The sequence below is a fragment of the Vibrio sp. 10N.286.51.E5 genome (assembly GCF_041469125.1).
GTDB classification, from domain to species: Bacteria; Pseudomonadota; Gammaproteobacteria; order Enterobacterales; family Vibrionaceae; genus Vibrio; species Vibrio crassostreae_C.
This window is the reverse complement of sequence record NZ_JBFRJZ010000023.1, coordinates 57,503-72,763: the sequence shown is the minus strand read 5'-3', so window position 1 is coordinate 72,763 and position 15,261 is coordinate 57,503. Positions and strand designations below refer to the sequence as shown.

At 43.7% G+C, this 15,261-nt stretch carries 9 protein-coding genes and 2 pseudogenes; 6 read left to right on the top strand and 5 right to left on the bottom strand.

What is annotated here, in order from left to right; translation table 11 throughout:
• Window positions 1–127: 127 nt before the first annotated feature.
• From AB4161_RS08630 to AB4161_RS08620, 3 genes are all read right to left on the bottom strand, one after another.
• Window positions 128–853, bottom strand: a complete 726-nt coding sequence (locus tag AB4161_RS08630) for a GntR family transcriptional regulator (protein WP_102321452.1) — start codon at window positions 851–853, stop codon at window positions 128–130.
• Window positions 854–1,036: 183 nt separating this feature from the next.
• Window positions 1,037–2,662 (bottom strand): PTS fructose transporter subunit IIC, encoded by a 1,626-nt coding sequence (locus AB4161_RS08625; RefSeq protein ID WP_198594332.1) that lies wholly within the window; start codon window positions 2,660–2,662, stop codon window positions 1,037–1,039.
• Window positions 2,663–2,900: 238 nt separating this feature from the next.
• Window positions 2,901–3,641 (bottom strand): GntR family transcriptional regulator, encoded by a 741-nt coding sequence (locus tag AB4161_RS08620; protein WP_241910602.1) that lies wholly within the window; start codon window positions 3,639–3,641, stop codon window positions 2,901–2,903.
• A gap of 253 nt (window positions 3,642–3,894) precedes the next feature.
• Between AB4161_RS08620 and AB4161_RS08615 the strand changes: the two are divergent.
• From AB4161_RS08615 to manA, 4 genes and pseudogenes are all read left to right on the top strand, one after another.
• Window positions 3,895–4,392: pseudogene (locus AB4161_RS08615) on the top strand (fructose PTS transporter subunit IIA); the annotation flags it as partial.
• A gap of 118 nt (window positions 4,393–4,510) precedes the next feature.
• Complete coding sequence (gene mngB / locus AB4161_RS08610; protein WP_372083209.1) at window positions 4,511–7,150, top strand: mannosylglycerate hydrolase; 2,640 nt, start codon at window positions 4,511–4,513, stop codon at window positions 7,148–7,150.
• A 63-nt stretch (window positions 7,151–7,213) separates the two neighbouring features.
• Window positions 7,214–8,362, top strand: coding sequence for a glycerate kinase (locus AB4161_RS08605; RefSeq protein WP_372083207.1), 1,149 nt, complete (start codon window positions 7,214–7,216; stop codon window positions 8,360–8,362).
• A 1-nt stretch (window position 8,363) separates the two neighbouring features.
• Window positions 8,364–9,554, top strand: a complete 1,191-nt coding sequence (gene manA / locus AB4161_RS08600) for a mannose-6-phosphate isomerase, class I (protein ID WP_102321457.1) — start codon at window positions 8,364–8,366, stop codon at window positions 9,552–9,554.
• 646 nt (window positions 9,555–10,200) lie between these two features.
• On the opposite strand, the gene AB4161_RS08595 is transcribed toward manA, so the two are convergent.
• Window positions 10,201–11,043, bottom strand: a complete 843-nt coding sequence (locus AB4161_RS08595; protein WP_017062424.1) for a hypothetical protein — start codon at window positions 11,041–11,043, stop codon at window positions 10,201–10,203.
• A gap of 292 nt (window positions 11,044–11,335) precedes the next feature.
• On the opposite strand from AB4161_RS08595, the gene AB4161_RS08590 reads away from it, so the two are divergent.
• Entirely contained in the window at window positions 11,336–12,889 is a 1,554-nt protein-coding gene (locus AB4161_RS08590; RefSeq protein WP_137001579.1) for an amidohydrolase family protein, read from the top strand.
• Window positions 12,890–13,226: 337 nt separating this feature from the next.
• Complete coding sequence (locus AB4161_RS08585) at window positions 13,227–14,390, top strand: dipeptidase (RefSeq protein ID WP_372083205.1); 1,164 nt, start codon at window positions 13,227–13,229, stop codon at window positions 14,388–14,390.
• Between the two features lie 261 nt (window positions 14,391–14,651).
• On the opposite strand, the pseudogene AB4161_RS08580 reads toward AB4161_RS08585, so the two are convergent.
• Window positions 14,652–14,921 (bottom strand): annotated as a pseudogene (locus AB4161_RS08580) (carboxypeptidase M32); the annotation flags it as partial.
• Window positions 14,922–15,261 lie beyond the last annotated feature (340 nt).

Genomic DNA, 15,261 nt, shown 5'->3' with positions numbered 1-15,261 from the left:
AGTGGATTCCATACATCACGTTAGTGTTTTTACTCATAGCTATCTTGTTAAAGAAAGTTTGTCCTATAAATAGTAATCTGAATAGTCGATTCGAACATTCTACAAGTTTACTCAAAACGTCCACAGGTTAACGGGGAGATTTCCGTCTTTTTGCGACTAGAGTGAACTTATAGTCACTGGATTTAAAGTAGTTGCGACTATATTCGAATACAGTGTCATCGTGTAGGTAGCTGCGAGTGCGCTTCTCAATGATCGGGTCGGCAGGACTGATGCCTAGCAACTCAGCAACATCGTTAGCCGGGAGGATGGGCACGATTTCCTGCTCACTTCTATCTATCACCAGTTTTTTCTGCTTCTCGATATAATCGTATTTCGAGCCTTGCATCACTTGATAGGTTAGATCCGGGAACATGTCGACTGGCATCCATGTCTCTTCAACGGTGATTGGGTTGTCATCGACAAAACGAACGCGTTTTACGTAAAAAATTCGAGCGCCTTCGTTGATGTCTAAGTGCTCTGCTAGTGTTAACGAGGCAGATTGAATTTCAAAGGCAATTACATCGCTATGAGTTATCCCACCTAAATGAGCCCATTTTTCCGCAAAGCTACTTTGTTGGTAGATATCGTAGTTAACCTTATTCTCTTTAACGTAGGTGCCACTACCCTGAATGCTCTCTAGCTCTTCATTTTCGATCAGAAGTTTAAGCGCCTGACGAACGGTTACTCGGCTGGCAGAAAACTCTTCGCACAGTTGAGCTTCTGTTGGCAGCGCCTCACCTACCTTGTAAATCTTACTGCTGATTTTTTCTCGAATGGCGTCAGCTATTTTGCGATACAGGGGCAGTCTTGCCATGTAAACCTCGAAAACAATACAAAAGAGATAGGTGACAACGACTTGTGATCACCTCTAGAGGCTTAATGATACGAATTAAAGCACTGAATACAAGAAATGGTTGTTGAGTGAGTGAGCTGATAATACAAAAAAACTCCAAGCGGGGGAGGCTTGGAGTTTTGGAGCATACTAAGTGAGGGTGAGTTAAGCTTTCGTTTCAGCTAACTTCTTTTCTTTTTGGTTTCCTATTACTTTTAATCCGATGGTTAGTGCCATTGACACTGCAATACCGATGACGAAGTAAGTCAGCCAAGCAACAGGGTTACCGATGACAGGTAGCATGAACACTGCTCCGCCAGCTACGGTACCAATAGTAATCTTAGAAGAAAGAATTAATGCAGCCGCTACACCACCACCAATCATATGAGCAGGGATGATACGCATTGGATCTTTTACAGCGTAAGGGATAGCACCTTCAGTGATACCACAGAAACCTAAGATAGCGGTTGAAGGGCCTGCCAAGCGATCTTCTTCATCGAAGAAACGTTTGAATACGACAGACATAATGCCTAATGACATACCAGGGATACATTTCGCAGCAGTAAAGGCAGCGTAAAAGATTGATGCATCACCAGCGAAGTCACCACTTGTACCAACACCGATACAGAATAGGTAAGCCGCTTTGTTTACCGGGCCGCCCATATCGAAACAAGCCATAGCACCGAGGATGAAACCAAGAATCAGTAGGTTGTTTGTGCCCATTGAGGTTAGCCAGTCAACCAAACCACTGTTAAGCATCGCGAAGAACTTACCAGGGCCCGCATACATAAAGATTAGTGTTGCGATACCCGCTAGTAGAGGTGTGATGATAATCATCTTCACTGACTCTAGTACTTTCGGTACTTTGATCTGGCGGACAAGCATAACAAATAACGCTGCTGCTGCACCGGCTACTAAGCCACCTAGGAAGCCGCCGGTCATGATAGAGATCTTACCGAATCCACCACCAACAGCGACGAAACCACCGACGAAACCAGGAGCTAGACCAGGTTTACCGACCATACCGTAAGCTGTAAATGCTGCAAGCACACAGATTAACAGTGGGTTAAATGCTTTTAACGTGCCGTAGTATAGGAAATGAATAATGCCTTGAAACGAAGACTCAAACTGCGCTTTGGCTTCTGGCTGTGCAATAGCTGCATAAACTTCTTTCTTAATTGCACCGATTTCACTGTTTGCTAACCCTTCAGCGGCGTTAATTATGCCAAGGTCTGCGTATGTTTTGCCCGTGTATTCAACCAGTATCGCTTCATCATAAAGGTGGGTGTAATCGTAGCCGAAGAATAGATTTAGAAGACCTACACAAAGACCACCGATTATAACAAGAGGAATGATGTGAGATACGCCTGAAAGAGCGCCCTTGTACCAAAGTTTCAAGAAACTAACGATCATATTGTCGTTGCTCTCTTCCTTCTCGGCAAACTTGTTGGTCGTCGTGGCTGCTTTCGCATTTGAGCCACCCGCTTTGACCTTCTCTTCGAGTGCATCAAGCATTTCATCAGCGGCTTTGATACCATCTTTAACCTTACCTTGCACAGACGTTAGCCCCTCGAAGCGCTCAGCTTCAATTACGCCTACGTCAACAGCGTAGATAATGCCATCGGCCTGCGCGATATCTTGTGCGGTTAGTTTTCCATCTAGTCCATTCGCACCTTGCTTCTCGACCTTTATTTCCCAACCGCGCGCGGCTGCTTTCTTTTCTAAATTTTTAGCCGCCATGTAGGTGTGCGCTACACCGGCTGTACATGCTGTAATCGCTAAGATTTTCATCTGATGTTCCTTTGCGTCGTCTCTCGTCATTTGAGCGACAAATAGGTCACTCAATGATTATATTCTTACTTAATTTGTTTTAATCATCTGTGATAATTCTCACAAGTTGTATTATTTGTATTTAATTTGTTTTTATTGTTCTTAGTATCAAAGTAATACAAAAATGCACTATGACTATATACCATTGAAATATAACACTAAATAGCTACGAGGCGACATTAAGTAATAAAACCCTTATTTAAATAGAATAGCTTGTATTCGCCCTTTGGCGCTTAGAGGTGAGGGTAAATTTATAGTTGTTGGTCGTGAAATAGTTTCGGCTATATTCGAAGATGGTGTCATTTTCTAGGTATCCGCGAGTACGCTTTTCTATAACAGGTTCTGTAGGATTGACTCCAAGCAATGTCGCCACGTCACTTGGTGGAAGGACAGGCATGATTTCTTGCTCACTTCTATCTATCACCATCTTCTTTTGCTTTTCGATGTAGTCATATTTCGACCCTTGCATCACTTGGTAACTGAGGTCTGGGAACATAGTCGTTGGCATCCAAGTCTCTTCAACCGTAATGGCGGTCTCGTCCAGGAAACGTACTCTCTTGATGTAGAAAATGCGCTCGCCTTCATTGATATCCAAGTGTTCGGCCAGCGTTAATGAGGCGGCTTGTACCTCGAAAGATAAGACATCGCTGTGTGTTACTCCCTGCAAATGAGCCCATTTCTCAGCAAAGCTGCTCTGTTGGTAGATGTTGTAGTTTATTTTGCTCTCTTTTACATAGGTACCACTACCTTGAATACTTTCTAGCTCTTGTTGTTCGATTAGAAGTTTAAGCGCTTGGCGTATAGTTACGCGGCTGACAGAGAACTCTTCACGGAGTTGTGCTTCTGTCGGTAGTGCTTCACCAACCTTGTAAATACCGGTGCTAATCTTATCTCTAATGGCATCAGCGATTTGTCGGTACATGGGTAATCTTGTCGTCATATCCTAGCTAACCTCTTGCGTATTAACCTGTAGAACCACTCTAACAGGTCTTAGTGTGTGACCTTTGACTTGAATAATACGAATTCTACCCAGTTAAATAATGATAAAGAATACAAATATGGAACTTTAACTCCAATTTAATACATATCGTGATATTTGTGAGATCTGTATCATGGTTTATTTGTATTTGATTGGTATTATTGTTGTCACATAAACAGATAACCCAAAAGAACGTGAACACGGGGCTAAAACTATGAACCTTACAACGCTTACCAACTCATCACTGATTAATCTACAAACGACGTTCGAAAGTCGTGACGCTGCAATTGAAGCACTCGCTGAACAACTCGACCAACAAGGCAAACTGCACGACAAAGAAGAGTATTTAAAAGCTGTGTTTGCCCGTGAAGAGCATGGTGCAACGGCGCTAGGCGAAGGCCTTGCTGTTCCACATGGCAAAACCGACGCAGTGAAAGAAGCAGCATTTGCAGTCGCAACCCTAAAACAAGATTTGAAATGGCAGGGCATTGATGAAGAAGAGGATGTAAATCTGATCTTTCTAATTGCTATTCCTAATGCTGAAGCGGGCTCTACACACATGCAACTGCTGACCGAGCTGACAAGTACTTTGATTGATGATGAAGTTCGTGAAGCGGTACTTAGCGCGACAACTGTAGAACAAATTTTTGCACTTCTTAGCGATGAGGAAGAACAAATTGAACAGGCAGCCGAAGAATCTGCACCAGTAGTTGAAGAGAAGAAAGGGTTGTTTGGTTCTATTGCTTCAAAGTTATTTGGATAACTCAGCGTTTACTCAAAAGCCATTACTCATTTAAGTCGCACAGCACAGTCTTTACAGGTACAAAACAATGACTAAATCACGCGTTCATATTACCCCACACATGCACTGGGATCGCGAATGGTACTTCACCACTGAAGAGTCTCGTATTCTTCTGGTGAACAACATGGAAGAGATCATGCAACGTCTGGAGAGCGATCCAGAATACAAATACTATGTACTTGATGGTCAGACCGCTGTCCTTGAAGACTACTTTGCCATCAAGCCAGAAAATAAAGAGCGTGTACGTGACCTAGTTCAGGCGGGCAAACTTATTGTTGGCCCTTGGTACTCTCAAACTGACACTATGCAGGTTGGTGGTGAGTCAATCGTTCGTAACATGTTGTACGGCCTACGCGATTGTCTAGAGTTAGGTGAGCCAATGAAAATTGGTTACTTGCCAGACTCGTTCTCAATGAGCTCACAGTTGCCGATGATCTATAACGGATTTGATATCGATACAGCGATGTTCTGGCGTGGTTGCTCTGAGCGTCACGGTACCAACAAAACTGAGTTCTTATGGCAATCTAATGATGGTTCAGAAGTAGCTGCACAAGTACTGCCTCTTGGATATGCGATTGGTAAGTACCTACCTCAAGATGAAGAAGGGCTGCGTGCTCGCCTAGACAAATACTTCCCGGTGTTAGAAAAACCGTCAGTGACCAAAGATATCCTGCTGCCGAATGGTCACGATCAGATGCCAATCCAAAAAGACATCTTTGAGGTGATGGACAAGCTACGTGAGGTTTACCCAGAACGTGAGTTTGTGATGAGCCGCTTTGAAGAGGTGTTCGACCGCATCAAGCAAGAACGCGATCAATTAGACACAGTAAAAGGCGAGTTTAACGACGGCAAATACATGCGTGTGCACCGTACAATTTCGTCAACTCGTATGGATATCAAGCTGATCCACGCTCAGGTAGAGAATAAGATCGTCAACATCCTAGAACCTCTTGCTTCTATCGCTTGGTCACTAGGTTTTGAATATCACCATGGCTTGATTGAGAAAATGTGGAAAGAGAGCATGAAGAACCATGCCCATGACTCTATTGGTTGCTGCTGTTCAGACAAGGTGCATGCGGAGATCCTTAACCGTTACATCCTAGCCGACGATATGGCGAGCAATCTGATCACCTTTTACAAGCGTAAAATTGTTGACCACATGCCAGCGCGTGAAGGCTGCGACAAGCTAGCTTTCTTTAACCTATCGCCATACGAACGTGAAGAGGTGATCAACACCACCATCACTATTCGTGCAGAGCAGTTCAACATCTTCGATGATAACGGCAACTCAGTTGAGTACTTCATCCAAGATCAGCGAGTGATCGACCCAGGCAAGATTGACCGCCAGATTGTCCACTACGGTAACTATGACCCGTTTATTGAGTACGATATTCAGATTAAACAATCTGTACCTGCGATGGGCTTTGCTACCTTGCATATTCAAGGCAATGAACAAGGTGCTCAGAAGATTGCCGAGCAGAAAGATTACCTGCTAGAGAATGAGTTCTACACCATCAAAGTGAACGACAATGGCACCCTAACCATCTTGGACAAAGAAACCGAGATGACATACGACCAAGTGCTAAAAATTGAAGATGGTTCAGACGATGGCGATGAGTACGACTATTCGCCATCTCGCAAAGAGTGGCTGCTTTACTCAGATGAGTTTAAAGTCGAAACCGATATTAAACATGAAGGATTCCAATCGGTTGCTAGCATCAAACTGCGAATGGATGTACCAGCTAATCTGCAAGAGCGTGAAGAGCGCACAGGACAAAACGGCTATGTAGATGTCGATTGTCAAGTGGTACTTAAAGCCGGTTCACGCCGCATTGAAGTCCGTATGGAGCTAGATAATCAAGCAGACGATCATCGAGTACGTGTGCTTATCCCAACGCCATTTGTCTCTGAAAATGTGGTGGCAGATAACCAGTTTGGCCTTATCACTCGACCAACTAACGACCCTGCAATGGAAGTATGGGAGCAAGAAAGCTGGAAAGAAGCGCCAGTGCCTGTGTACCAGCTGATGAACTTTGCTGCGGTTGAAAACCAGACAGGTGGACTGGCATTGATGACCAATGGTCTGCGTGAGTTTGAAGTCGTATCAAGCCAAGGCAATGAAGAACGCGATACCTTTGCTCTAACTCTACTGCGTGGGGTAGGAGTTCTAGGTAAAGAAGAGTTGTTGCTGCGTCCAGGACGTCCTTCAGGTATCAAGATCCCGACCCCAGACTCGCAAACTCGCGGCAAGTTGGTGTGTGAATTCAGCTTACTTGGTTTTGCTGGCAACCATATCGCGGCCAACGTTATGGCTAAAGCACGAGACTATGTAACGCCAATCGAGTGTTACAACAAGATCCCGTACAACGCAATGAAGCTAAACGTCGGTGAGCAAGACAAGCCGTTAACCTACTCGCTTCTTGCCAAAGAGCAGAAAGGAGCTGTTCTTAGTGTACTGAAGAAAGCGGAAGATGAAGATGCCTTAATTCTACGTGTCTACAACCCGGCTGAATCTGGACAGATTGAAGATGGTGTTACCTTCACTCAACCAGTGACTTCATGGCAAGAGACCAGCTTGGATGAGCGAGTACGTGATACCGAAGTCGCTAGCCAGAGCTTTGGTGCACTTAATGCGTGTCAGGCTAAATCATTCCAAGTGAAGTTTTAATCCTAGTTTTTAACCGTAGAAACCTCCGCTCTGATTCCAACTGGGCGGAGTTGGTGAACCGAGATGAAGATTGTAATTGCCCCCGATTCATTTAAAGAGTCTCTTAGTGCCAAGCAGGTATGCCAAAGCGTTGAAGCCGGTTTTGCACAAGTATTCCCAGAAGCGGAGTATGTGCATCTACCGCTGGCCGACGGCGGTGAGGGAACGGTCGATGTATTGATGCAAGGGTTAGATGGCATTGTGCAAACTACCCAAGTGATGAACCCACAAGGTGAGACCGTCGATGCACATTGGGCACTGCTTGATGACGGTAAGACGGCATTGATAGAGATAGCTTCAGCATCGGGATTAGAACTAGTTTCGCCACAAGATCGCGATCCTGCCCTTGCAACTACCTATGGTACTGGTGAGTTGATCAAAGAGGCACTTGAGAAAGGTGTAAATAAAGTCCTGCTTGGTCTTGGAGGCAGCGCCACCAATGATGGTGGGGCTGGTATCGTCCAAGCATTGGGTGGCAAGTTGTTGGACGAGCAAGGCAATGAGATTGCCTTGGGTGGTACTGCTCTTTCTAACCTTTCTCGTATCGACTTAAGCAATATCCATCCTCGATGCCAACAGGTCGAGTTTGTGATCGCTTGTGATGTCAACAATCCATTAGTTGGTGAAAACGGCGCTAGCTATATCTTTGGTGCTCAAAAAGGGGCTTCCTCGGAACTGATTGATCAGCTTGATGACGCGTTGAATCATTTTGGAGAGGTCAGCAGCAATCTCACTGGAACAGATAACCGAACTACACTTGGCTTTGGCGCTGCTGGTGGCGCATCTCTTGGTTTATCACTGCTATTTGATATCCAAATCAAGCAAGGTATTGAGATGGTTTTAGACACCTTAAACGCAGACCAAGTGCTGCAGGGCACGGATCTGGTTATTACTGGCGAAGGCCAGATGGATAACCAAACCCTGCAAGGCAAGACCCCGTTTGGTATTGCTAAACGAGCCACGCTACAAGGTATTCCCGTGATTGGAATTGCAGGCTCATTGGGTAAAGAGATTGATGAACTCTACAACGTTGTCGATAGCACCTTTGGCACGGTTCGTTCACCACAACCACTAGAACAAGTTCTGACAGAGGCGGGCGATAATCTGACTCGCACTGCACGCAATATTGCCGCTACTTTGAAAGTCGGCGCACAGATTTTTGGAGAGAAGTAGTATGTCTCTATTTAAGCTTGATAACGTCATCCAAAACTATGCATGGGGTAGTAAAGACTCCATTCACAACCTATTTGGTATCAATAATCCAGAGCACAAGCCACAGGCAGAGATCTGGATGGGTGCTCACCCAAATGGCTGCTCTAGGCTCGATGGTACCGGAGAGCCTCTTGCTGAGGTAATTGAGCACAACAAGCAAGATATTCTTGGTGGCTACACCGCTGCACGTTTTGGGGAGTTGCCTTTCTTATTCAAAGTGCTTGCCGCAGAGATGCCACTCTCTATTCAGGTACACCCTAGTAAACATAAAGCGCAGCAAGGGTTTGAGCGAGAAAACCAACGAGGGATTCCGCTAGATGCCGCGCACAGAAACTATAAAGATTCCAACCATAAGCCTGAATTGGTTTACGCTTTAACCTTTTATAAAGCGATGAATGGATTTCGCCCAATTGCAGACATTATTACTTTGTTTAAAGAGGCCGACATTCCAAGTCTGGCGAAAGAAATTTCCGAGCTAGAAAAGCACGCAGATAGTGCAGCGCTAAAAGAGTTCTTTGCTGCGATTATGTCACTTGAAGGTGAACGTAAAAAGGTGGCACTGGCTGAACTTGGTGAGGCGCACAGACGTCCGGCTAAAACCATGATAGGGCGCGAGGCTCTGCAGTACAGTGCTGAGTTTAAGCGGCATTATCCTGGAGATATCGGCCTATTTTCTCCACTAATGCTTAATACTGTTGAATTAGCACCTGGCGAAGCAATGTTTTTGTACGCCGAAACCCCACATGCATATGTGCAGGGGACTGGTCTGGAGATAATGGCAAGTTCAGACAATGTTTTGCGCGCAGGGCTCACACCAAAACACATTGATGTAACTGAGTTAATAGATAACACCTCATTCGAACCGATTGAACCAGCGGAGATTCGGCTAAAACCAATATATAAAGAGAGTAATAAAGTGAGCTACCCGATCCCAGTTGATGACTTCTGCTTTGAAGTAATGACAGTCGAGATTACCAGCCAAGCACAGTTTGTTCGTAGCGCAGAAATACTGTTTTGTATTGAAGGTGAAGTTGCAATTTCAAGTCAAAATAATCACGTTGTGTTGAGAGCTGGTGAATCAGTATTCGTTAGCAGTAACTCAGTGAAATACGATTATCAAGGGCATGGGAGGATAGCCCGAGCATTCAATTAATTTTCATATGCTTGGAACCTTGATGTGGCCAAAGTAGACACTACTAATTAAACGGCTCCTGCAAACAATACTGAGTAATTGGCTGCCCGACGTGCTTTTTGTCTATTTTAAGACAAATCTCATTTAACTTACTTAAACTAATCCATTGCTCACTAAATTAGCAAATCGCATAGCACACTTTTGTCCAGAAACTTCTCACGCACCATTTCGTAACTCAGAAATGCCCAGAACCTTCTTAAGGCTCAGAGATTCTGTGCGGAAAGGGATTAAAGTGAGTAACCGTGTATCGGGGGTCTTAGCCTGCATGGCTATTGCAGTACCGTTGGAAATACCTAACTGATGCCGTTGAAGAAGCTATTATACTTATGTTGAAATAGACTGAATTACTAGCTGGCGGTTGTAAGCAGGTTAAGTACGTTAGGATAAAGTATAGTTGCCTTAGCCTAAAAATTTATGCAGTAACTTATGAATTTGACACTTGGTTAAAAGTATTACCATAAGTATTACCGCTCTCTTTGCGAGTTTTTTTATGGATATATATCAGTATCTTAAATAAATAAGTCGGATTCCTCACTCACCGCCAAATTTAAGACCGCAGCAGTTCGCTGCGGTTTTTTTATGTCTAATTTTATCCTGCGACCTGTTATCACCAAGGAAGAGCAACAACAGGTGTGATGACCAGTCGAAGTTGATGCTCTATCCCAAACGCGTCAGGGCTTTCAATGTAGTTCCAGTATTGAAGACCAAACTTGATGGGTTTGCCACCAATGAGAGTCGTCTTAGCGAACCCAATACCAATAGGGAATGACAATTTATTTCCACTGCTCGCTTCGTGATTATAGCTCCAAGTTGGTTGCGCTTGAATTTGCCATCCATCGTCTAGATTCGCGGTATAGAAGTACTGTCCACCAGTAATACTCGCGTCGGCGTCATTGCTTCCGCCAGCGTTCCATTGATGGGTTATTAACGCCCCGATAACCCCCCAGCTTTGTACGTAGGCTAAGGCAAACTCTGGACCGAGTAAGAATTGATCGTTACCCAGTTCATCGCTTGTTGCGGTGGGCAGTGTACCCACTATCCCCCCCACGACAATCATGCCGCTCTCAAAGGTATGACCAACGGCCACATCAAAGCCGATATCACCGAGACCTGCATCTGAATTTTCAAATCTATCGCCCTTGTAATAGGGTTGGTCAAATATTAAAGGTATATTTGGTCTGATAAATAAGTTGGTTCGCTCTGCAATTGGCACAGGGAGAACAGGTTGAAAGCTCAAGCGATACCCGTTCTGACTGTTCGCTGAATTTAAGTCGCCTTGATAGTTCGTCCAATCCAAGTTAAAGGACATCGAGCCAAGCGTTGTGTTTGGGTTGGCTAGCTCTTTAGCTACCTCCTCTACATCTTGCCCCTCGTCGGCTAACACTACGATGGGAAGAGTGACAGCAAAGAAGAATATCGCGCTTAAACTTCGTAATTTAAGGTTTGGCATTTTTTTTTCCCTGACGAAAACGTTGGTACATAAACGTTTAGCTATGAAGGATTATTTTGTCAAAGTTGCCTTTATAGAGAAGGGCAGCTCTGGAGCGGCAAAGTCAATAGTTGTGGGTGAGATGAGCGTAAAAGTGATTGTTTTTGAGTCACTTTCTCTTGTCACGTTAGATTTGTCTTATCATTGAGAAGAATGAGCAAAGATGAGGATCAGGTAGATAGCGTGAAATTATTGGTCTAAGATTTTTGACACGTAACACTTATAGTTCATCTCACACACACGGGATAAAATTATGAAACCACTAGAATTATTCATTAAAAAGGCTACGATCGTCGGCTTTGGCCTTATGTCACCACTTGTTATCGCCGCTAATTATGATGTTGTAATTTTGAACGGCAGAGTTATCGACCCTGAAACAAATTTCGATTCTGTTGCTAATGTCGGGATCAAAGATAATAAGATCACAGCAATAACGACCGATAGTATTTCTGGGGATAAAACTATTGACGCTACAGGTAAAGTTGTTGCCCCTGGATTCATCGACGTCCACGCTCATGGTCAAAACATTGGTGACTACAGAATGCAGGCGATGCAAGGCGTTACCACTATGCTGGAACTCGAATCTGGTGTTCTACCTATCAGTGACTGGTATGCAGGACAAGCTGAAAAAGGCTTACCATTAAACTATGGTGCAGCAGCTGGTTGGACTTACGCTCGTATTGCTACATTTAGTGAGACGGAACCCGAAGCGACCGTTGGCTATTTCCAAAAAGCTCAATCACGTAATGATTGGAAGATGGATATAGCAACACCTGAGCAAGAAAGTAAAATCATCAAGCTGATTGAGCAAGGCCTTGATGAAGGTGGCCTAGGTATCGGTATTAACGCTGGCTATGCACCGGGCCATGGTCAAAAAGAATATTATGCATTGGCTGAATTAGCCGCAGAAAGAGACGTAGCAACCTATACTCACGTTCGCTATGCCAGCAATGCCGAGCCACAAAGCTCGTTTGAAGCCGTTAAAGAATTAGTGGGCAATGCCGCTATCACTGGCGCTCATATGCACTTTTGTCATATTAACAGTACTTCATTAAAAGATATCGAAACCATCTTACCTATGGTCAATAAGGCTCAAGAACAAGGAATCAATGTTACTGTGGGCGCTTACCCTTGGGGCGCAGCAAGTACTGTCGTTGGCGCAGCCATGTTTTCTGGTGAAGGCTGGCGGGAACGTATGGGTTCAACCGCTGAAAACTTTCAGCTAGGTAAAGAACGTATGACAGAAGAACAGTTGAAAGACTACCAAGAAAATAAACCTGGTACTTTTATTGTCTGGCACTTCCTAGACGAGCAAAACCCTAAAGATCTTGCTCTATTAGACGCTTCGATTCTAAATCCTAATGTGTTGATTGAATCTGACGAAATGTTCTGGATGCATATGGACGAAGACGGCCACATTGAAAATTATGCAGGTGACGAGTGGCCATTACCAAAAGATCTATTCTCTCATCCTAGATCAAATGGCACCTTTGCTAAAGTACTCAGAGTCTATGTTCGTGAGCGCGGCTTGTTAACGATGACGGAAGCACTACGTAAAATGACACTGATGCCAGCTCAATTAATAGAAGATTTTGTCCCTCAAATGAAAAATAAAGGACGAATCCAAACCAATATGGACGCAGATATCGTGGTATTCGACCCAGAAACTATCGCTGATGTGGGCACCTACCAAGATCCTAACCACCCAGCCGTAGGCGTACATTGGTTATTGGTTAACGGCAAAATCGTTGTCAACAACACACAACTAGATACAGACGTTAAAGCAGGCGAAGCCATTCGACGTTAATTCACCTAATCAATGATAAATCAGACTATAGAAAGCGATACTCAGGTATCGCTTTTTTATCTCACCTCTTCGATAATTTCTTAAAGTGTCACATATAATACTTTTAAATGAATTTTCTAATTGAGGTAACATTTAGATAGATTTGCCAAAAATATTCGACATAAATCACGTTTTTATCATGTCATTGGGCGTAGTTTATTTATAAAAAGGTGCATAAAAAGGTGCGTACAAAGGGCTTAACACTCCGTTTGATATAAATCCGTACCTATCTTTACTTCCAAACTTCCAACATGTTTATATTTTATAGAAGCTAACACTGTTAAGGAAAATTTCAAATATGGACAACAAATCTGAAATCGAACCAAGTAATGATAAAGCGACAAAGTCAGTTGCACCAAAATTACCAGAATTTGAAATAAAAGATTATTCAAAAATCCCTCAACGAACACACAAATATCCTGCATCTGAACGTGCAAAAAAAATTGTTCGAGATTCTATGGCTATTGACAGCCTTTTTTCCGGTCTTTGGCCCTCTCAATGGTCTTCACCTGAAGCACCAGAATTCCATGATGAAATGGACAAGTGCAAAGCCGCTGGATTCAAGGTACTAGCAGCATGTCCTTCCGCAGACTCGTTAGATGCCTCGGTTGAAGGCATTATGAAAGGCGCTCAGTTCTACCTAAGCAAAATGAAAGAACGCCCAGACGACTATATGATGATCCGCACTACCAAAGATATTGATGAAGCGGTAAAACAAAACAAATTGGGTATTTACTTCACTCACCAAGGTACTCAAATATTTGGTGGTGATGTTGATCGCGTAGGACTATGGCGTGAGATGGGCTATGGTTACTGTTTATTGGCATATAATCAACGTAATGATGTGGGTGATGGCTGCTTCGAAATTGAGAACCGTGGTCTAACTGAATATGGAAAAAAACTTGTCGACGCTTATAACCGATACGGTATGCCTGTTGATGTAAGCCATACTGGCGAACGAACCTCCTTAGATGCGATTGAACGCAGTAGCCAACCTGTCATTTCTTCGCATTCAGGTGCGAAAGCCATTGCCGATTATCAGAGAAGCCTTTCTGACGTTGTGATTAAAGGTGTTGCGGCAACCGGTGGGGTTTGCTCAATAAATATGGTGGCTGCCTTTATGGATACATCTAACCCAGATATATTGACGACTGAACAATTATTTCGACATATTGATTATATGGTCAACTTAGTCGGTATAGACCACGTTGGCTTCGGTTCAGACTATATCCCGAACATCAATTTTACAGCGTCTATTATTCAAACACCAATGGGGCAGAACGTATTCCCTGATGGTGGCTATAGTGCCGCTGTAGGAGCAAAAGGGTTTCCTACCCCAGCACCATATCAAATTGTTGCAGCTCTAATTGATACCATGCTTGAAAATGGATACTCAGAAGAAGACTGCAGCAAGTTCTTAGGTGGCAACATGTACCGAGTATTTGATCAAGTCTGGGTATAAGAAGTTTATTAAATTTACTCAATAATTAGCACTTCTAACATCTCGTTTAGAAGTGCTTTTTTAATCGCTTCGAATGAGACTGCAGTTTATGACTGCTCCTAACTTGTTATTGTCCAATTTCGTGCTAGTAGGTACCAGAATCTTCCGTGATTGTTAAGTTCGATGAAGGGATAAAACCTTCAAATCAATCTAAGTATGTTTTGAAAATGTGATTAAAAAGGCTGAATCAATAAACTGATCAGCCTCTATCGATTTATTCCATTAAAGGTAACGACTTCTCAAATGATCTTTGAAGTATTGCGCATTCAAGGTTTCACCTGTTGCACCTTTCACCAAATCATCAGTAGTAAGCAGGCTGCCTTTGCTCCAAATGTTCGATTCTAACCAATTGAAGATAGGGGATAGGTCACCGCTTTCAATCACTGAGTTCACATCCACTGTTTTCTTCATTGAAGCCATGAACTGAGCCGCGTACATCGCACCTAATGTGTAAGGTGGGAAGTAACCGAATGCGCCGTCCGTCCAGTGGAGAATGTGACCTGCATTTTAAGGTAGTTGCGGCTGTCCAAATTATTGCTAACGGGGCGACTTAACTCACAAAGTACGAAAAGTGGGGGCAGAGTACAGTTCTTGACTCAAACGAATTCGCTAGTTTTTGCTCTGTAAATCGCACTGAAAGAGTCACACACATACAAGGTAGTATGAGCATAGCCTTGAACAAGCCCAAAATCCTCGCTGAGAGCGTTTGAGGAGGTCTGAGGGTTGTTTTTGGTAGCTAATTTACCCATTTACCATAATAAGAATGATGAACTCCGACTTTAATTGCATGAAACGAGAGCTATCTATTTAGTTTCACTGCTGCGACAATCTT